Annotated in this window: 16 protein-coding genes; 11 read left to right on the top strand and 5 right to left on the bottom strand. The window is 66.8% G+C overall.

Annotated elements, in window-relative coordinates; all coding sequences use genetic code 11:
* The first annotated feature begins 33 nt into the window (after positions 1–33).
* Positions 34–669 (top strand): trimeric intracellular cation channel family protein, encoded by a 636-nt coding sequence (locus KF730_RS01455; protein ID WP_294091750.1) that lies wholly within the window; start codon positions 34–36, stop codon positions 667–669.
* A 44-nt stretch (positions 670–713) separates the two neighbouring features.
* Positions 714–872: a hypothetical protein gene (locus tag KF730_RS01450; protein WP_294091749.1), complete on the top strand. Its 159-nt coding sequence runs from the start codon at positions 714–716 to the stop codon at positions 870–872.
* On the opposite strand, the gene KF730_RS01445 is transcribed toward KF730_RS01450, so the two are convergent.
* The 3 genes from KF730_RS01445 to sppA are packed head-to-tail and all read right to left on the bottom strand — an operon-like array spanning position 869 to position 3,764.
* Positions 869–1,252, bottom strand: a complete 384-nt coding sequence (locus tag KF730_RS01445) for a hypothetical protein (RefSeq protein ID WP_294091748.1) — start codon at positions 1,250–1,252, stop codon at positions 869–871. The genes KF730_RS01450 and KF730_RS01445 overlap by 4 nt on opposite strands.
* Positions 1,253–1,296: 44 nt before the next feature.
* Positions 1,297–1,872: a GNAT family N-acetyltransferase gene (locus KF730_RS01440; RefSeq protein WP_294091746.1), complete on the bottom strand. Its 576-nt coding sequence runs from the start codon at positions 1,870–1,872 to the stop codon at positions 1,297–1,299.
* The gene (gene sppA / locus KF730_RS01435) at positions 1,869–3,764 is read right to left on the bottom strand and encodes a signal peptide peptidase SppA (protein ID WP_294091744.1); all 1,896 of its coding nucleotides are present in this window, start codon (positions 3,762–3,764) and stop codon (positions 1,869–1,871) included. The genes KF730_RS01440 and sppA overlap by 4 nt, the downstream gene beginning before the upstream one ends.
* A gap of 129 nt (positions 3,765–3,893) precedes the next feature.
* Between sppA and KF730_RS01430 the strand changes: the two genes are divergently transcribed.
* The 5 genes from KF730_RS01430 to pepF all read left to right on the top strand — a co-directional run bounded on the left by KF730_RS01430 (position 3,894) and on the right by pepF (position 9,842).
* Positions 3,894–5,297: an MATE family efflux transporter gene (locus tag KF730_RS01430; protein WP_294091741.1), complete on the top strand. Its 1,404-nt coding sequence runs from the start codon at positions 3,894–3,896 to the stop codon at positions 5,295–5,297.
* A gap of 113 nt (positions 5,298–5,410) precedes the next feature.
* On the top strand, positions 5,411–5,698 hold the full coding sequence (gene groES, locus KF730_RS01425; protein WP_294091739.1) for a co-chaperone GroES: 288 nt from the start codon (positions 5,411–5,413) through the stop codon (positions 5,696–5,698).
* A 109-nt stretch (positions 5,699–5,807) separates the two neighbouring features.
* Positions 5,808–7,451 carry a chaperonin GroEL gene (gene groL / locus KF730_RS01420; protein ID WP_294091737.1) on the top strand — a complete coding sequence of 548 codons (1,644 nt, stop codon included), beginning with the start codon at positions 5,808–5,810 and terminating at the stop codon, positions 7,449–7,451.
* Positions 7,452–7,692: 241 nt separating this feature from the next.
* Positions 7,693–7,872 (top strand): hypothetical protein, encoded by a 180-nt coding sequence (locus KF730_RS01415; protein ID WP_294091736.1) that lies wholly within the window; start codon positions 7,693–7,695, stop codon positions 7,870–7,872.
* 110 nt (positions 7,873–7,982) lie between these two features.
* Positions 7,983–9,842, top strand: coding sequence for an oligoendopeptidase F (gene pepF / locus KF730_RS01410; protein ID WP_294091734.1), 1,860 nt, complete (start codon positions 7,983–7,985; stop codon positions 9,840–9,842).
* On the opposite strand, the gene KF730_RS01405 is transcribed toward pepF, so the two are convergent.
* Complete coding sequence (locus tag KF730_RS01405) at positions 9,843–10,445, bottom strand: aspartyl/asparaginyl beta-hydroxylase domain-containing protein (RefSeq protein ID WP_294091732.1); 603 nt, start codon at positions 10,443–10,445, stop codon at positions 9,843–9,845. It lies immediately after the preceding gene.
* A 7-nt stretch (positions 10,446–10,452) separates the two neighbouring features.
* Positions 10,453–11,541, bottom strand: a complete 1,089-nt coding sequence (locus KF730_RS01400; RefSeq protein WP_294091731.1) for a mannose-1-phosphate guanylyltransferase/mannose-6-phosphate isomerase — start codon at positions 11,539–11,541, stop codon at positions 10,453–10,455.
* 168 nt (positions 11,542–11,709) lie between these two features.
* On the opposite strand from KF730_RS01400, the gene KF730_RS01395 reads away from it, so the two are divergent.
* Genes KF730_RS01395 through KF730_RS01380 form a run of 4 tightly spaced genes read left to right on the top strand, consistent with a single transcriptional unit; the run spans position 11,710 to position 18,557 of the window.
* The gene (locus tag KF730_RS01395; RefSeq protein WP_294091730.1) at positions 11,710–13,098 is read left to right on the top strand and encodes a TIGR03013 family XrtA/PEP-CTERM system glycosyltransferase; all 1,389 of its coding nucleotides are present in this window, start codon (positions 11,710–11,712) and stop codon (positions 13,096–13,098) included.
* On the top strand, positions 13,098–15,152 hold the full coding sequence (gene prsK / locus KF730_RS01390) for an XrtA/PEP-CTERM system histidine kinase PrsK (protein WP_294091729.1): 2,055 nt from the start codon (positions 13,098–13,100) through the stop codon (positions 15,150–15,152). The genes KF730_RS01395 and prsK overlap by 1 nt, the downstream gene beginning before the upstream one ends.
* Positions 15,149–16,498, top strand: a complete 1,350-nt coding sequence (prsR, locus tag KF730_RS01385; RefSeq protein ID WP_294091727.1) for a PEP-CTERM-box response regulator transcription factor — start codon at positions 15,149–15,151, stop codon at positions 16,496–16,498. Before prsK ends, prsR begins: the two co-directional genes overlap by 4 nt.
* Complete coding sequence (locus tag KF730_RS01380; protein WP_294091725.1) at positions 16,482–18,557, top strand: tetratricopeptide repeat protein; 2,076 nt, start codon at positions 16,482–16,484, stop codon at positions 18,555–18,557. The genes prsR and KF730_RS01380 overlap by 17 nt, the downstream gene beginning before the upstream one ends.
* The last annotated feature ends 15 nt before the right edge of the window (positions 18,558–18,572 follow it).

Genomic DNA, 18,572 nt, shown 5'->3' with positions numbered 1-18,572 from the left:
TGACGCGCCACTGCCAAACAGGGAAAAGCGCCCATGGACCCGATCGCCGCCGCCGCACGCCTTGGGCCGATCCTGCCCTGGCTCGATCTGTTCGGCATCGCTTTGTTCGCGATGACCGGCGCGCTGGCGGCGGCGCGGCGCGAGCTGACCTTCATCACCCTCGCCTTCTTCGCGCTCGTCACCGGCGTCGGCGGCGGCACGATCCGCGATCTGCTGATCGGCGCACCGGTATTCTGGGTCCATGCCCCCAGCGTCGCGGCGCTGTGCATGTCGATGGCGGTGCTGATCTGGTTCACGCCCCAGCGCTGGTGGACGGCGAGCGCGTTCGACTGGCTCGATGCCGCCGGCCTCGCCGCCTATGCCGCGTTCGGCGCGGCCAAGGCGCTCAGCTATGGCATTCCTCCGGTTCCGGCAGCGGTAATGGGGGTACTGACCTCGTGCGCAGGGGGCATGATCCGCGATGTCTTCGCCGGCGAGCCCTCGATCCTGCTCCAGCCCGAGCTCTACGTCACCGCCGCCGCCGTCGCCGCCGCGCTTCAGGTCGGCCTCACCCTGGCCGGACTGCCGCCCTTCGCGGCCGGGCTGATCGCCGCCGGCACCGGCTTCGCGCTGCGCGGCGCCGCGATCCATTGGAAGATCGCGATGCCGCATTATCGCAAGCGCCGTTGACTCTTGATTGATCTTTCAACCGAGTTGCCCGCATGTGAGACAGTGTGGCGACCACGATCCGCTTCACCTGTTCGAGCCGCGGAAATAAGGTGACGATCTCGACGCGCTGGCCGCGCGTCGGCGACAATGCCTATGATGCGATCGACTCGGCGCCCAACGCGCCGGCCTTCGACCATATCGTCCGCCACACCCTGATCGACTAGGCGGCGAGCAGCCAATCGACCGCCGCGTCGCGCTCCGCGAAGATCGCGATGTCGGCGCGCGCCTCGCGCAGCCGCCGTATTTGCAGTCGCGCCAGTGCCGAACGGGTGATGATCGCGACCTTGCGCGCCCAGAGCGGCCGCACGCTGGGGTTGGCGAACATGCTCTTCACCGCCTCGACCGTGGCATTGGGCGCGACGTTGAGCTCGGTCGCGTCATAGAGCGTAACATGCTCGCCCGGCGCGAGCCCGAGTGACAGAATCGCGGCGCGCAATTCCTCGCCGGTCCACGCCGCATCCTCCGCCGTGAAGAAGCCCGACAGATGCACCTCGACAAGCTTATGCGCGCGATCGATGCGGATGGTCTGAACCGGCGGCTGCATATCCCCGATCTAGCGCGATTTCCCTGCGAAAGTATTGCCGCGCGTTACCCGCGCACCACGCCCACGTCGCTGAACTTGCGCGGTTCGACCGGCGGCACGCTCGGTTCGTTCAGCTCGGCCTGCCAGAAGCCGACATCGATCCACTGGCCATGCTTGAAGCCGACCTCGCGATAGACTCCGGCGCGGCGGAACCCCACCGCCTCGTGCAGCCGGATCGAACGGTCGTTGGGCAGAGCGATCGCGCCGATCGCGTGAACGAAGCCCTGCGCGCGCAGCGTATCGACCAGCGCCTTGTAGAGCAGCCGCCCGACCCCCGATCCGCTCGACGCGTCGGTCAGATAGATCGAGGTCTCGCAGACATAGCGATATGCCGGCCGGTCGCGGAACCTGGTAGCATAGGCATAGCCGATCACTCCGCCATCCGGCTCGCCGCCCCCCGAACCACCAGTCGTCGCCACCAGCCACGGATAGAGACCGTCGCTCGCCGCCATCCGCGTCCGCATCGCCCGCGCGTCGGGCGGATCATTCTCGAACGAAACGGTGCCGGTCAGCACGTGCGGCGCATAGATCGCCGCGATCGCGCTGGCGTCGTCGCTGGTCGCGGCCCGGATCGCGATCATCCGGCGAAACGCGCCAGCAGGAGCTCGAACAGGCTGCGATCCTCGGCGCGCACCGCGACCGGTCCCAGCCCGCCGCATTCGAGGCAACGCGCCTGCACCGAACCGCCCCGGGCCAGCCGCCGCGCATCGCCCAGCGCCTGCGCCACCAGCGCCCGTTGCTGACTGGCGATCCGCGCGAACGCGTCCTCGCCGCCCGGGCTATCGGCCCAGCCATCGTCCTTGCCGGTATCGTCACGCGTCACTTCCTCGAAGAATTTCAGCCAGCCCGACTGTTCCTTTTCGAGATAGACCGGATGGACCTTGGCCGGATCGAGCTTGGCGCGCCGCGCCGCCTCCTCGATCGCCGCCTGCAATCCGCCGAAGCGATCGACCAGACCCAGCTGATGCGCCACCCCGCCGATCCAGACCCGGCCTTGGCCGATCTCGTCGACGCGTTGCGGCGTCAGCTTGCGCGCGCCCGCGACGAGTCCGATGAAGCGCTGATAGCCCTGCTCGATCGCCGATTGCAGGATGCGGTCGGTCACCGCGTTGGTCCCGCCCATCACGTTCGGCTGGCCCGACAGCGGCGTCGTCTGGACGCCGTCGCTGGTCACCCCGATCTTGGCGAGGCTGTTCTCGAAGGTCGGCAGGATCCCGAAGATGCCGATCGATCCGGTGATCGTATCGGGCTCGGCGAAGATCGCGTCGCCCGCGGTCGATACCCAATAGCCGCCGCTGGCGGCGAGGCTGCCCATCGACACCACCACCGGCAGACCCTGCGCCTTGGCCTGCAGGATCGCCTGGCGGATCTGTTCCGAGGCCAGCGCCGATCCGCCCGGCGAATCGACGCGTACCACCAGCGCCTTCAAATTCTTGGTCGCCAGCCCCTTGAGGAGCAGCGAAGAGACGGTGTCGCCGCCGGCGGTGCCCGCCCCGGCCTTGCCATCGACGATCTCGCCGGCAACGGTGATCACGCCGATCGCGTCGCCGCCGGTGGGCGCCGGATGCGCCGCCACGAAATCGGCGAGCTTGATCGCATTGAAATTGCCCGCGGGCTTGCCGCTCGGCGTGCCGGCGATCTCGGCGACGCGCTTGCCGAAGGCGAGCCGGTCACCGAGCTTGTCGACCAGACCGGCAGCGAGATTGGCCTGCGAGATATCGCCCCGCGCCGCCGCCACCGCTTCATCGGGCCTGGTCAGGAAGCCGGCGAGCTTGGCCTTGGGCCGCGCCTTGGCGATGCCCTGCTGCCACTGGCTGAAGATCGAGCCGTACAGCGCCTGGCTGGCCTCGCGCGCCTCGGGCGACATGCCGGTCAGGATATAGGGCTCGACCGCCGACTTGTACTTGCCGACCTTGTAGACGTGCGCGTTGACCCCGAGCTTGTCGAGCAGGCCCTTGTAATAGAGGCTGGTGCCGCCGGGCCCGGCGAACAGCGTGCCGCCCATCGGATGCACCCAGATCTCGCTGGCATTGGCGGCGATCGCATAGGCGTCGTCGCTATAGCCGGTGGCATAGGCCAGCACCGGCTTGTTGGCGGCGCGCACCTTTCCGACCGCCTCGGCGACTTCGCTCACCGCGGCCGGATAGCCGCCCATGAAGCGGTCCATATCCAGCACCACCGCCTTGACGCGGTCGTCGGTCCGCGCCGCATCGAGCGCGCGCAGCACGTCTCGCAGGCGCAGCTCCTTCGTCGCCCGGCCGCCACCGAAATTGGCGAAGGGATCGGGCTCGCGCGGCTGCTCGGTCAGCACGCCGTCGAACGCGACGACCAATGCGCCGTCGCGGATGCCCGCCGCATTGGGCTTGTGGGACAGCGCCGCGAACAAGACGGTGAAGAACAGCAGCATGAAGACCAGGACAAGGAAGTCCTTGATCGCGACGAGAATCTTCCAGGCGCCTTTGACGAGCTTCACGATAGGTTCCGATCCAAGAATGCCCCGCTGTCCTAGCTACCGGAGTGTAGCGGGCGAGTAAACGGCTGTATTATCGTAATAACACGGAGTGGTTTCCTTCATCCGCCGAAATCGATAGGGGCGCGCGTCATGTCCGGAATGATCCCCGCCACGGCAGTCACTGCGCCCGCGCCCGCAACCCTTCGGGAGGAAATGCGCGCGCTCGTCTGGCTGGCGGGACCGCTGGTCGGCGCCAACCTGCTCCAGATGACGGTGTCGGCGGTCGATGTGATCTTCGTCGCGCGGCTGGGCACCGTCGAGCTCGCCGCGGCGACGCTGGGCGTCTTTCTGTTCAACCTGTCGATGTTCGCGCTGATCGGGCTGACCAGCGCCGCCGCGCCGATCATCGCCGCCGAGCTTGGCCGCCGGGCGCATTCGGTGCGCGAGGTGCGGCGCAGCTTCCGGATGGCGATGTGGGTCGGCGCGGCCGGCTCGGTGCCGGTTATCCTGATCCTCGCGCATGGCGAGACGCTGCTGCTGCTCGCCGGGCAGGATCCGGTCGTGGCGGCGCGCGCCGGCACCTTCCTCGACATCATCCTGTTCGCGATCGTGCCCGGCGTCGCCGCCGGCATCATGCGCACCACCGCCGCCGCGCTCGACCGCGCCTTCTGGGCGTTCGTGGTGACCGCGCTCGCGCTCGGCGTCGCGATCCTCACCAACTGGCTGTTCATCTTCGGACATGGTGGCTTCCCGGCGATGGGGCTGGAAGGCTCGGCGCTCGCCAGCGTCGTGACGATGATCGCGATGATGCTCGCCTATGCGCTGATCCTGCTCACCGATCGCAAGCTGCGCCGCTTCCACCTGTTCGGGCGCTGGTGGCGCACCGAATGGGCGCGCTTCCGCGAGATCGTTCGCATCGGCACGCCGATCATGTTCACCTGGTTCTTCGAAGGCGCCCTGTTTGGCGGCGCGGCGCTGCTGATGGGGCTGATCGGCGTCGCCGAAGTCGCCGCGCACGCGGTCGCGCTCAATATCGCCGCGGTTACCTTCCAGATTCCGTTTGGCATCGCCCAGGCGGCGACGATCCGGGTCGGGATGGGCTATGGCGCGCGCGATCACGTCTGGATCGCGCATGCCGGCACCGCCGCGATCCTGTTTGGCATCGGCGCGATGGCGATCACCGCGAGCATGATCTGGATGATGCCGAGATTGCTGATCTCGGCCTATATCGACGTCGACGCCGCCGCCAATGCGCGCGTGGTGGCGCTGGCGACGCAATATCTCACGCTCGCCGCGATATTCCAGCTCGTCGATGGCGCACAGGCGGTGGGTGCCGGGGTGCTGCGCGGATTGCAGGATACGCGCGTGCCGATGATCGTCGCCGGGCTCGGCTATTGGGTCGCGGGTTTTGGCACGGCGGTCATTCTGGGGTTCGGGCTTGGCTGGGAGGGCGTCGGCATCTGGACCGGGCTCGCGGTCGGGCTGCTCGTCGTTTCGATCCTGCTGCTGTGGCGCTGGCATATCCGCGCCCGCATCGGCCTGCTGCCGGCCTGAATTTATTCCATGCGTACCGGTTGACGCCGGTCACCCGCCTCCACATATGCGCGCTGTTGGCACTCGACTCGCTTGAGTGCCAGACGTTCCATATCCGAGAGGGAATTAGAGCAATGAACTTCCGTCCGTTGCACGACCGCGTGCTGGTTCGCCGCGTCGAAGCCGAGCAGAAGACCGCCGGCGGCATCATCATCCCCGACACCGCCCAGGAAAAGCCGCAGGAAGGCGAAGTCGTCGCCGCCGGCGCCGGCGCCAAGAACGACAAGGGCGAGATTTCGCCGCTCGACGTCAAGGCCGGCGACCGCATCCTGTTCGGCAAATGGTCGGGCACCGAGGTCAAGATCAACGGTGAGGACCTCCTCATCATGAAGGAATCCGACATCCTGGGCATCGTCGGCTGATCGCCTGACCCTTTCCTGCGCTCCTGCGGAAGCAGGAGCCTAGAGCCAAGTATTCAGAACCCCAGGCTCCTGCTTTCGCGGGAGCACAAGCAAACAAGGAATAGCCAACATGGCAGCCAAGGACGTAAAATTCGGCCGCGACGCGCGTGAGCGCATCCTCCGCGGCGTCGACATCCTCGCCGATGCGGTGAAGGTCACTCTGGGCCCGAAGGGCCGCAACGTCGTCATCGACAAGTCGTTCGGCGCGCCGCGCATCACCAAGGACGGCGTCACCGTCGCCAAGGAAATCGAACTCAAGGACAAGTTCGAGAACATGGGCGCGCAGATGGTCCGCGAAGTCGCTTCGAAGACCAACGACGTCGCCGGTGACGGCACCACCACCGCCACCGTGCTTGCCCAGGCGATCGTCCGCGAGGGCATGAAGTCGGTCGCCGCCGGCATGAATCCGATGGATCTCAAGCGCGGCATCGATCTTGCGGTCGCCAAGGTGATCGACGACGTCAAGTCGCGCTCCAAGCCGGTTTCGGGCTCGTCCGAAGTCGCGCAGGTCGGCATCATCTCGGCCAATGGCGACAAGGAAGTCGGCGAGAAGATCGCGGAAGCGATGGAGAAGGTCGGCAAGGAAGGCGTTATCACCGTCGAGGAAGCCAAGGGTCTCGAATTCGAGCTCGACGTCGTCGAGGGCATGCAGTTCGACCGCGGCTATCTGAGCCCCTACTTCATCACCAATCCGGAGAAGATGTCGGTCGAACTGAACGATCCGTACATCCTGATCCACGAGAAGAAGCTGTCGAACCTGCAGGCGATGCTCCCGATCCTGGAAGCCGTCGTCCAGTCGGGCCGTCCGCTGCTGATCATCGCCGAGGATATCGAGGGCGAGGCGCTGGCGACCTTGGTCGTCAACAAGCTGCGCGGCGGCCTCAAGGTCGCGGCCGTCAAGGCGCCGGGCTTCGGCGATCGCCGCAAGGCGATGCTGGAAGACATCGCCGTCCTCACCAAGGGCGAAGTCATCTCGGAAGACCTCGGCATCAAGCTCGAGAGCGTCACGCTCGGCATGCTCGGCACCGCCAAGCGCGTCACCATCGACAAGGACAACACCACCATCGTCGATGGCGCCGGTGAGCATGAGGCGATCAAGGGCCGCACCGATGCGATCCGCCAGCAGATCGAAGTCACCACCAGCGATTACGACCGCGAGAAGCTCCAGGAGCGTCTCGCCAAGCTCGCCGGCGGCGTTGCCGTGATCAAGGTCGGCGGCGCTTCGGAAGTCGAGGTCAAGGAGCGCAAGGACCGTGTCGACGACGCGCTCCACGCGACCCGCGCGGCCGTGGAAGAAGGCATCGTTCCCGGCGGTGGCACCGCGCTGCTCTATGCTTCGAAGGCGCTCGACGGTCTGACCGGCTCCAACGAGGATCAGACCCGCGGCATCGATATCGTCCGCCGCTCGCTGACCGCGCTGGTCCGCCAGATCGCTGCCAATGCCGGCCATGACGGTGCGGTCGTTTCGGGCAAGCTGCTCGACGGCGGCGATCCGACGCTCGGCTTCAACGCCGCGACCGACACCTATGAGAACCTGGTCTCGGCCGGTGTTATCGACCCAACCAAGGTCGTCCGCACCGCGCTGCAGAATGCGGCCTCGGTCGCCGGCCTGCTCATCACCACCGAAGCGGCGGTGAGCGAGCTGCCGGAAGACAAGCCGGCGATGCCGATGGGCGGTGGCGGCATGGGCGGCATGGGCGGTATGGATTTCTGATCGAGAACGGCCTGGATTGGCCACGCTAATCCAGGACTCGTTCCGATCCGGACGGTGGGCACAGCCCCGCCGACGAGTCCCCGGCTTGGCCGGGGACCGGATCCGAACCACCCGGCCATCCGGTCGAACCAAATTGAAGGCCGGGAGAGCGATCTCCCGGCCTTCGCGTTCAAAATGGGCCAAAGGCGCGACTTGACCGGTCGCGATTGTTGCGCAAGCTGGGCGCAAGTTTTAGGGGGGAATGTTCGTGTTTCGTTGGATTGCCGGTCGCATGCGCTGCCTCGGCGGCAAGCATGAGCGGTCGCAAAAGCATGCCGTCAAAGCCGATGGCGACGACAAATATACCAGCAGATGCATGTATTGCGGAGTATCGATGATCCGCCGCGCCAAGCGGGATTGGATCGTCGCGCCAAAGCGCTGAGGCCGGTGTGTCACTTCGACAAATCGCTTCCCTTCCTTGAATTTCGGCGACAGATTGCCGTCTTCAACCAGCGCTGAGCCTTATCGGCGCGTTCCCTGGGGAAGCCATTCATGACCGAAGTCACGCGCCGCGAAGCACTCACCGCAGCCGCGCTCGTCACCCTTGCCGCCGCCGCCCCCGCATGGGGCCAGACCGCGGGCGGCACGGGACCGCTCTGGGACCTGAGCGAAATCTATCCCGACGATGCCGCCTGGGACGCCGCCCGCAAGACCGCGCTCGCGGCCCTTCCCGGCATCGGGAAATATAAGGGCAAGCTGGGGACAAGCGCCGATGTTCTGGCGGAAGCGCTGGTGCTCCAGTCCGATCTTGGCCGCACCATCGCCCGCATCTATGTCTACACCGCGCTCAAGGCCGATGAGGACGTCCGCAATTCGGGCTATCAGGAGAAGCTGTCCCAGTCGCGCGACCTCTACACCGCGTTCGGCGAAGCGATATCATGGATGTCACCCGAATTGCTCGGTGTCGGCGAGGCCAGGATCAAGGGCTTCGTCGCCGCCAATGCGACGCTCGCCAAGCGCTTCGATTTCTATCTCGCCGATATCGTCCGCCAGGCTGCGCACACGCTCTCGCCCGAGGGTGAATCGCTCCTCGCCAGCGTCGGCGCGCCGCTCGGGGCGCCCCAGCAGATCTCCGGCCAGCTGCGCTCGTCGGACATTCCCTGGCCGACGATCAAGCTGTCGACCGGCAAGGAGGTCCGCCTCGACAGCCAAGGCTATACCCTCAACCGCGACGCCCCCAACCGCGAGGACCGCAAGGCGGTGTTCAACGCTTTCTGGACCGCGCACGGCAAGTTCAAGAATTCGTTCGGCGCGACCTATGCGGCCAAGATCAAGGGCAACATGTTCTACGCCAAGGCGCGCAAATATCCGAGCGCGCTGGCCAATGCGCTGTCGGGCTCGAATATCCCCGAAGGCGTCTATCGCACGCTGGTCGCGGAGGCCAACAAGGGCCTGCCGCAGCTCCACCGCTATTTCGAGCTGCGCCGCCGGATCCTCAAGCTGCCCGACATCCACTATTACGATATCTATCCGCCGCTGGTTTCGCTCGACCGCACCTTCACCCTCGATCAGATGCGCGCGACGACGCTGGAGGCAGTCAAGCCGCTCGGCACCGATTACCAGGCGCGCATCGCCAAGGCGACGGCCGCGAAGTGGATGGATCCCTGGCCGCGCGAGGGCAAGAATCCGGGCGCCTATATGCAGCCCGGCGCCTATGACGTGCACCCGTTCCTGCTGCTCAATCTCAGCGAGAAATATGACGGTATGAGCACCTATGCCCATGAATGGGGCCATGCGCTCCATTCGTTGCTGTCGAACGCGACGCAGGTTTACGACAAGGCCGATTACCCGATCTTCCTCGCCGAAATCGCCTCGACATTGAACGAACAGCTCCTTGTCGCGCACATGCTCAAGAGTGCCAAGACCAGGGAAGAGAAGCTCTTCTACCTGGGCCAGCAGATGGAGAATTACCGCGGCACCTTCTTCCGCCAGACGATGTTCGCCGAGTTCGAGCTCGTCGCCCACGACAAGGCCGAAGCGGGCGAGGGCATGTCCGGCGCCAAGTTCAACGACATCTATTTCGATCTGCTCAAGCGCTACCACGGACCGAATTTCGGCCTCGATCCCGCCTACGCCAACGAATGGGCGTTCATCCCGCACTTCTACAACAGCTTCTACGTCTACCAGTATGCGACGTGCATTTCGGCCGCGACCTTCTTCGCGCAGGCGATCCTCAAGGGCGGCCCGAAGGAGCGCGACAATTATCTGAGCGTGCTCAAGGCTGGCGGCTCGGACTATCCGGTCGAGATCCTCAAGCGCGCCGGCCTGGATATGGCGAGCCCGGCCCCGTATCAGGCGCTGGTCGCCGATTTCAAATCGGTGCTCGATCAGGCCGAAGCGCTGATGGCATAATCAGGCGCCGGCCGCGCCGCTTTCGAGCTGCGCGGCCAGCCAGCCATCGACCAGCACGTCGATGACGAGGTGAATACGGTCGCTCTCGCCGCGATTGGCGACGGCGTGCGGATCGGACAGCCGCAGATACCAGGCCTCGCCCGGCGCCATCGCCACCGGCGCTCGATTGACTAGGAACTCGACGCCGGGATTGGTGGCGATCGGCACATGGATGCGGGCCATGCCGAATTCGGCGGCGAGGTCGTGATCCCGATGCTCCTTGATCACTGATCCCGGCGTCAGCCGCATCAGCCGCACCGCGCGTACCGGACAGCGAAACGCCGCCACCACCGCGGCGATATGCGGCAATTGCCCCAGCAAAGCCGTATCCTCGAACTCGGTCGCCTCCGGGTCCGAATAGATCATCATCACCGGATGTGTCGCGCCCGCCTTGGCACGCAGCGGCAACGCGCCCCATTCACCCTCGTAATTCTGCGGCACGAAATGCGCGATCCATTCGGCATCGCCGAGCAAGGCCAGATCATCGGCCAGTCCGGCGGGATCGAAGGCGAACGGCAGACGGACCCGGTCGGGAAGCCCTGCTTCTCGGAGCGCCGTCGCCATCGCCGCGTCAGCCGCGCTGCATCGCGTCGAGCAACCGTTTGACCTCCTGGCTGCGCCCGCGCGGCAGGATCAATATCTCATCGCCATCGGCGACCACGATCAGGTCCGACACGCCAACCAGGGCCACGCGCTTGCCGGCGCCCGCGCGCACCATGCAATGCGCGGTGTCGATCGCGACGACATCGCCGCGCAGCACGTTGCCGCCATCGTCGGCATCGCTGATCGCATGCAGCGCGTCCCAGCTGCCGACATCGCTCCAGCCCATATCGACCGGCACCACCGCGACGCGCGGCGCCTTCTCCATCACCGCATAGTCGATGGAGTTCGAAGGGCTCGCGGCAAAGGCGTCCGCGTCCGGCCAGATCCGCGCGCAATCGCGCTTGCCCTTCTCCATTGCGGCTTGCGCGGCGGCGAGCATCTCGGGCGCATAGGACGCCAGCGACCCCAGATAGACATCGGCGCGGAACAGGAAGATGCCGCCATTCCAGGCATGGTCACCGCTGGCGAGCATCTCCTCGGCCTTGTCGCGCATCGGTTTCTCGACGAAGCGATCGACGCGATGGACGCCCTCGCCGATCCGCTCGCCGACCTTGATATAGCCATAGCCGGTCTCGGGCGCGTCGGGGGTGATCCCGAAGGTGACCAGCCATCCGTCCTCGACCAGTGGCAGCGCCGCCTGGATCGCGCGGTGGAAAGCGGCGACATCGGCAATGACATGGTCGGACGGCATCACCAGCAGCGGATCGGCGCCGCCGCCCGCCGCCAGTGCTGCCAGCGCGATCGCCGGCGCGGTGTTGCGCCCCACCGGCTCGAGGATCAGCGCCTGCGCCGCCGCGCCGACCAGGCCCAGTTGCTCGTCGACCAGATCGGCATGCGCGGCATTGGCCACCACGATCGGCGCGGCGAAGCGCTCGCCGCGCCGCGCGCCCTCTGCGCGCAATCCGCCAATGCTCCGCCGCGCGGTCAACTGCAGCATCGTCTCCTCGGCGGTCAGCGCCAGCAATTGCTTGGGCCGCTCGCTGCGCGACATCGGCCACAGCCGCGTGCCCGATCCCCCGGACAGGATGACAGGGATGATCGGCTTCAAATCCGGCATGGGTACGGGCTCCTGACTATGCCTCGCTGAATGGTGGTGTTTGCTCCGGGCGTCAAACACCTGCCTCAGGCGCCGGTTGCAGCCCCAAGCGACTTTTTCGCGTCAAACCGCTCGACAGGCGCGGGCATGTCGGATTTGTTTACACTTCGCGATTAATGCGAAGGCGTCATGATCCGCTTGTTCAAGCATTATGTTCCCAATGCCGTGCTGCTGCTCGGTGTGCTGGATATCATCCTGCTGGTCGCCGCTGGCGAGATCGGCTGGACGATCCGTGCCAATCAGCTCGGCATGACGGCGCTGCCGATGAGCACGCGCTGGCCCGAGCTGGCGAGCTATGCCGCCTTCCTCGAAATCGCGATGATCGCGGTCGGCGTCTACGGCACCGAGGCGCTGCAATCGCTGCGCTACGCCATGGCGCGGCTGATCGTCGCGATCTCGCTCGGTGTGATCGGCCTCAGCGTCCTCTATTTCCTGATCCCCGAGATCAGCTTCTGGCGCTCGAACCTGCTCTACGCGATGGCCGCGTCGATCGTGATGCTGATCTTCCTGCGCATGCTGCTCGGCAAGGCCCTGGGCAGCCAGGCGTTCAAACGCCGTATCGTCGTGCTCGGTGCCGGCGCCCGTGCGCAGCGGCTCAAGGAGCTCTCCAAGACCCCCGGCGCCGGCTTCGCGGTGGTCGGCTATATCTCGATGAGCGAGCCCGCCCGCGTCATCCCCGAAGCGATCGCCCGCGACGCCATCTATAATCTCGCCGACCATGTCGTACTGCTCAACGCCAGCGAGGTCGTCCTCGCGCTGGAGGAGCGCCGCAACGCGCTGCCGCTCAAGGATCTGCTGCGCATCAAGACCACCGGCGTCCACGTCAACGAAATCTCGACCTTCCTCGAGCGCGAGACCGGACGCGTCGATCTCCAGTCGGTCAATCCGAGCTGGCTGATCTTCTCGGACGGCTTCTCCTCGGGCCGGATGATCTCGAGCGCGTTCAAGCGCGTGTTCGACATCGCCGCCAGCCTGTTGCTGCTGACCCTGATGCTGCCGGTGATCACCCTCGCCGCCATCGCGGTGAAGCTGGAGAGCAAGGGCCCCGCCTTCTACCGCCAGCGCCGCGTCGGCCTGTTCGGCCAGGGCTTCGACGTCATCAAGATCCGTTCGATGCGTCAGGACGCCGAAGCCGGCGGCAAGGCGGTATGGGCCGAGAAGGACGATCCGCGCATCACCCGCGTCGGCAAGTTCCTGCGCAAGTCTCGAATCGACGAGCTGCCGCAATGCTGGAGCGTGCTGAAGGGGGAGATGAGCTTTGTCGGCCCGCGCCCCGAGCGTCCGCAATTCGTCGAGGATCTCGAGACCAAGCTCAATTATTATGCCGAGCGCCACATGGTGAAGCCGGGCATCACCGGCTGGGCGCAGATCAACTATCCCTATGGCGCGTCGATCGAGGACAGCCGCCAGAAGCTCGAATATGATCTCTATTACGCCAAGAATTATTCGCCCTTTCTCGATCTGCTGATCATCCTCCAGACCATCCGCGTCGTGCTCTTCCCCGAAGGCGCGCGCTGATGGGCATCGAGATTGTCGTCTGGAGCCATGCGCTCGCGGCTTTGCTGTTCGGCGGGCTGGTGATCGCGGCTTGGCGCACGCGCGAGCCGCACCTGCCGCGCCGGGGCCTGGTCCTCGCGCTGGCGATGACCGCGCTCTGGGCGCTCGCCGTCGCCGGCATCGGCGCGGCGGACATGGGCACGCGCATCACCGAGACGCTGCGCAACCTCGCCTGGCTCGCCTTCATGATCGCGCTCCACCGCCGCAGCGGCAGCGTTCGCCCGCCGGTCGCGATCGGCACCGTTTACGGCGTCGTCGCGCTGGTCGCGGTCGCCGCGCTGGCGATGCATGTCGCCGGCAACGCCGGCGGACCCGAGATCGCGCGCGAGGTCGAAACCGGCGCGCTGCTGCTGCGCATGCTCGTCGCGGTCGCCGCGCTGGTGCTGGTCCAGGCGATCTATTCCTCGGTTCACCCGTCCGCAGGCGGCGGCCTCAAATGGGTCGTGTTCGCGCTCGCCGGAATCTGGGCGATGGATTTCCTCATCTTCAGCACTTCCTATGTCACTGCCACCTGGGCGAACTGGGAGGTGGCGTTGCGCGGCTTCTCGATGGTGGTCGTCGCGCTGGCGATCGGCACCGGGCTCCAGCGCAAGGGTGAATGGAACGTCCATGTCTCGCGCACCGTCGCCTATCAGTCGCTGTCGCTGGTCGCGATCGGCGCCTATTTCGCGCTGCTGGCGCTCGCCACCTGGGGCATCGCCGCGATCGGCGGCGACAATGCCCGCGTCTTCCAGACCGCCTTCGTGTTCGGATCGACCGCAGCGATCCTGACGCTCGTCTCGAATTCGTGGCTGCGCGCCTGGATCAAGGTCAAGCTCGCCAAGCACCTCTTCCGGCACCGATATGACTATCGCGGCGAGTGGATGCGCTTCACCGAGACGCTCGGCGCGCCCGGCGGCACCGCACTCGAAGAACGGATCGTCAAAGCCATCGCCGACCTTACCGAATCGCCGGCGGGCGTGCTGCTGGTTCCCGATGCCGGCGGCCTCGGCCCCGGCGCCAGCTGGAACTGGGACCGCGCCCAGCTCCCATTGGCCAGCGATACCGCGCTCGCGCACCACCTCCAAGCGACCGGCCGCATCCTCGATCTCGACGCGATCCGCGCCAATCCGGATCAGGGGGATGCCGCTGCCGTCCCGCAATGGATGCAGGATGCGCCCGATGCCTGGGTGCTGGTGCCACTGCCGCATCTCGGCAGCCTTGCCGGCGCGATCCTGCTCGCGCGTCCCGCGGTCAGCCGGCCGCTCGATTGGGAGGATTTCGATCTGCTGAAGGTCGCCGGTCGCCAGGTCGCCTCCTATCTCGCCGAGGCCCGCGCCCAGGACTTGCTCGCCGAAGCTCAGCGTTTCGACGAGTTCAACCGCCGCTTCGCCTTCATCCTCCACGACATCAAGAACCTCGTGTCCCAACTCACCCTCACCGCCCGCAACGCCGAGCGCCATGCCGACAAGCCTGAATTCCGCGCCGACATGGTCGCGACGCTGAAGGATTCGGCCGAGCGGATGAACGCCCTGCTCGCGCGCCTGTCGCAGATCCATCGCGGCCGCGCCGAAGCGCCGCAAGCGTGCGAGATCGTGCCGCTGGTCGAGCGCGTCGCCGCCGACCGCCGCGCCCAGCATCCGGTGATCATCGCCGGCGCCCGCGCCGCCATCGCCCAGGCCGATCCGACTGGGCTGGAGCAGATCCTCGGCCATCTCGTCCAGAACGCCATCGAAGCCAGCCCGGCGACCGAGCCGGTCACCCTCGCCATCGGCGCCGATGGCGCGCAGGTGACGATCGACGTGATCGACGCCGGCACCGGCATGTCGCCGGCTTTCGTCCGCGACAAGCTCTTCAAGCCGTTCGTCTCGTCCAAGCCCGGCGGCTTCGGCATCGGCGCGTTCGAGGCGATGCAGCTCGCCCAGCAGATGGAAGGCCGCATCGAAGTCACCTCGCGCGAAGGCGCGGGCAGCCGCTTCCGCGTCATCCTCAAGGCCGCGCACGCCGCCGATCTGCCTGTGGAACGCGCGGCATGAGCGACATCAAGAAGCTCCTGATCGTCGAGGACGATGCCGGGCTCCAGCGCCAGCTGCGCTGGGCCTATGAAGGCTATGAGATTCACTGCGCCGCCAATCGCGAGGAAGCGATCGCGCTGATCCGCGCCGAGGAACCGCAGGTGGTCACGCTCGATCTCGGCCTGCCGCCCGATCCCGACGGCACCACCGAAGGCTTCGCGACGCTCGAGACCATCCTGTCGCTGCGCCCCGATACCAAGGTCATCGTCGCCTCGGGCCACGGTGCCCGCGATTCGATGCTGCGCGCGATCGAGATGGGCGCCTGGGACTTCTATCAGAAGCCGATCGACATCGACGCGCTCGGCCTGATCGTCGCACGCGCCTTCCATGTCCATGCGCTGGAGGCCGAGAACCGCCGCCTCGCCGAACGTGCCGAAGCCGGCACGGTGCTGGGCGGCATGATCACCGGCGCGCCCGAGATGCTCAAGGTCACCCGCACGATCGAGCGCGTCGCCGGCGCTGACGTTTCGGTGATGCTGCTCGGCGCCAGCGGCACCGGCAAGGAACTACTCGCGCGCGGCCTCCATGACGCCAGCCGCCGCAAGGGCGCGTTCGTCGCGATCAACTGCGCCGCGATCCCCGAGACTCTCCTCGAATCCGAGCTGTTCGGCCATGAGAAAGGCGCCTTCACCGGCGCGGTCAAAACCACCGAGGGCAAGATCGAACTCGCGCAGGGCGGCACGCTGTTCCTCGACGAGATCGGCGACGTGCCGCTGCCGCTCCAGGTCAAATTGCTCCGCTTCCTCCAGGAGCGCGTCATCGAGCGGATCGGCGGGCGCAAGGCGATCCCGGTCGATGTCCGCGTGGTTTGCGCCACGCATCAGGACGTCGACGCGATGGTCGCCGAAGGCCGCTTCCGCGAAGATCTCTATTATCGCCTCGCCGAAATCGTCATCCGCATTCCCTCGCTCGCCGAACGCCCGGGCGATGCGGGCTTGGTCGCGCGCCATTTCCTCCACAAATATGCCGATGCGATGAAGACCGGGGTCCGCAATTTCGCCCCCGACGCGCTCGCCGCGATCGACGCATGGAACTGGCCGGGCAACGTCCGCGAGCTCGAAAACCGGGTGAAGCGCGCGGTGATCATGGCCGATGGCAAGCTCGTCACCGCCGCCGATCTCGATCTCGAAGCGCAGGGCGAGACCGGCCCGGTCAATTTGAAGGCCGCGCGCGAGATGGCCGATCGCAAGGCGATCCGTCATGCCCTCGCCCGCGCCGAAGGCAATATCTCCGGCACCGCGCGCCTGCTCGGGATCAGCCGCCCCACCCTCTATGATCTGATGAAGGCCTATGACCTCCAGCCGTAAACGCGCCCGCGCCCCGATGCTCCGCCGCGCGCTCGTCGTCGGCGCCGCGCTCGCCGCCTTCGCCGCGGCGATCGTCGCTTGGTTCACGCTCGCGCCGACCCGGCTCGATCCGGCTTCCGCGCGCGACGCGGTCCAGCGCAGCCTAGCCTTGTATCAGGCCAACAACGCCAACGGTGCCAAGGTGCAGGCGCTCAACGCGGTGCGCTTCGATCCCAACAGCGCCGACGCGCATATCGCGCTCGCCCAGGCCGAACTCGCGCTCGATGACGGCATCGGCGCCGAGGGCGAAATCCAGCGCGCGGTCGATGCCGGCTACAACCCGAAATTCGCGCCGCACCTGCGCGCGCACGCCTTGCTGCTGCAGGGCGAAGCGGAAAAGGCGCTCGCCGAAAGCGAGAGGACCGATCCCAAATTCCGCGTCTATGGCCTGCGCGTGCGCGGCAAGGCGTTCACCGCGCTCGGCAACTACGCGGCGGCGATGGAAAATCTCGACGAGGCGGCGCGCCTCGCCCCGAACGATGCCGAGGTCTGGACCGATATCGGCCGCTTCCGCTTCACCGCTGGCGACCTGCTCGGCGCGGCCGAAGCTTCCGAGAAGGCGGTCAAGCTGGCGCCCGGCAATGTCGAGGCGCTGGTGCTGCGCGGCGAGCTCGTCCGCAGCCAGTACGGCCTCGTCGCTGCCTTGCCATGGTTCGAGCGCGCATTGGAACGCGACAATTTTCACCATCACGCGCTGATCGAATATGCCGCCACGCTTGGCGATTCGGGCCGCACCGTCGATGCCCTCGCCGCCTGCCGCCGCGCGCTCGAATCGCGCCCCGGCAGCCCGCAGGCGCTCTATCTCGAAGCGGTGATCGCCGCGCGTGCCGGCAAGTTCGATCTCGCCCGCACGATCATGGACAAGACCGGCGGCGCGATCGACGGGCTCCCCGGCGCGCTGCTGCTCGGCGGCACGCTCGACATCCAGAACGGCGAATATGAGCAGGCGCTCGCCAAGCTCCGCGAACTCGTCGCCCAGCAGCCGATGAACATCACCGCGCGCAAGCTGCTCGCGGTCGCGCTGCTGCGCACCGACAGCGCGCGCAACGCGATCGACACGCTCCGCCCGGTCGTCGCCCGTCCCGACGCGGACAGCTATGCGCTGACTCTCGTCGCGCGCGGCTTCGAACGGATCGGCGACCGCGTCGAGGCCGCCCGCTATCTCGACCGTGCCGCCTATCCCGCGACCGGCGATGCGACGTCCTTCTCGTCCGACGATTCGACCCCGGTGCTCGCCGCCGATGCCGCTCAGCGCCCCGGCGATCCGGGCGCGATGGTGCCGCTGATCCGCGCATTGCTGAGCGACGGCAACAAGGCCGGCGCGCTCGCCAAAGCGCAGGACATCGTCTCGAAAAACCAGGGCGCGCCCGCCGCCCACATCCTGCTCGGCGACACGCTGATGCTCGCCGGCCGCCCCGCCGACGCCGCGACCGCCTATAGCCGCGCCGGTGATCTCCGCTTCGACGAGCCGACGATGCTGCGGCTGATCGAGGCGCTTGATGCCGCAGGCCGCCGCGCCGATGCCGCCAACGCGCTGGCGCTGTTCCTGACCCAGAACCCCACCAATCTCGCCGCGCTCCGCCTCTCGGCGCACTGGCAGCTGATGGGCGGTGAATATGACGCCGCGATCGACAGCCTCGAGGATCTGCGCAGCCGCATCGGCGATGGCGACGCCGCGCTCAACGCCGAGCTGGCCGCCGCCTATACCGGCACCGGCGAATTCGGCACCGCGCTCGAATTCGGCGAGGCCGCCTATGGCCTCGCTCCGTCCAATCCGGCGGTGGCCGATGCTTATGGCTGGGCGATGTTCCGCAACGGCGACACCAATGGCGCGATCGAATTGCTGCAAAAGGCGGTCGCGATCGCGCCACGCCACGCCGGGCTGCGATGGCATCTGGCGCAGGCCTATGCCGGCGCGAACCGCAAGGCCGAAGCAAGGCTCCACGCCCAGGCCGCGCTCGCCGATCCGAGCTTTGCCGACAAGGAAGCGGCGCAGGCGCTGATAGCCAAACTGGGGTGAGCCGAGCGCTCGCGC

It is taken from the genome of Sphingomonas sp. (assembly GCF_019635515.1).
Classification (GTDB): Bacteria; Pseudomonadota; Alphaproteobacteria; order Sphingomonadales; family Sphingomonadaceae; genus Sphingomonas.
The sequence above is the reverse complement of the archived record's forward strand: the minus strand, read 5'-3'. Positions and strand labels throughout refer to the sequence as shown.

Coding starts and splice junctions, on each gene's coding strand:
- KF730_RS01455 (WP_294091750.1), top strand. CDS start 34: ATGGACCCGATCGCCGCCGCCGCACGCCTTGGGCCGATCCTGCCCTGG.
- KF730_RS01405 (WP_294091732.1), bottom strand. CDS start 10,445: ATGGCGACGGCGCTCCGAGAAGCAGGGCTTCCCGACCGGGTCCGTCTG.
- KF730_RS01445 (WP_294091748.1), bottom strand. CDS start 1,252: ATGCAGCCGCCGGTTCAGACCATCCGCATCGATCGCGCGCATAAGCTT.
- prsK (WP_294091729.1), top strand. CDS start 13,098: ATGGGCATCGAGATTGTCGTCTGGAGCCATGCGCTCGCGGCTTTGCTG.
- groES (WP_294091739.1), top strand. CDS start 5,411: ATGAACTTCCGTCCGTTGCACGACCGCGTGCTGGTTCGCCGCGTCGAA.
- groL (WP_294091737.1), top strand. CDS start 5,808: ATGGCAGCCAAGGACGTAAAATTCGGCCGCGACGCGCGTGAGCGCATC.
- KF730_RS01430 (WP_294091741.1), top strand. CDS start 3,894: ATGTCCGGAATGATCCCCGCCACGGCAGTCACTGCGCCCGCGCCCGCA.
- KF730_RS01415 (WP_294091736.1), top strand. CDS start 7,693: ATGTTCGTGTTTCGTTGGATTGCCGGTCGCATGCGCTGCCTCGGCGGC.
- KF730_RS01400 (WP_294091731.1), bottom strand. CDS start 11,541: ATGCCGGATTTGAAGCCGATCATCCCTGTCATCCTGTCCGGGGGATCG.
- KF730_RS01380 (WP_294091725.1), top strand. CDS start 16,482: ATGACCTCCAGCCGTAAACGCGCCCGCGCCCCGATGCTCCGCCGCGCG.
- KF730_RS01395 (WP_294091730.1), top strand. CDS start 11,710: ATGATCCGCTTGTTCAAGCATTATGTTCCCAATGCCGTGCTGCTGCTC.
- prsR (WP_294091727.1), top strand. CDS start 15,149: ATGAGCGACATCAAGAAGCTCCTGATCGTCGAGGACGATGCCGGGCTC.
- KF730_RS01440 (WP_294091746.1), bottom strand. CDS start 1,872: ATGATCGCGATCCGGGCCGCGACCAGCGACGACGCCAGCGCGATCGCG.
- pepF (WP_294091734.1), top strand. CDS start 7,983: ATGACCGAAGTCACGCGCCGCGAAGCACTCACCGCAGCCGCGCTCGTC.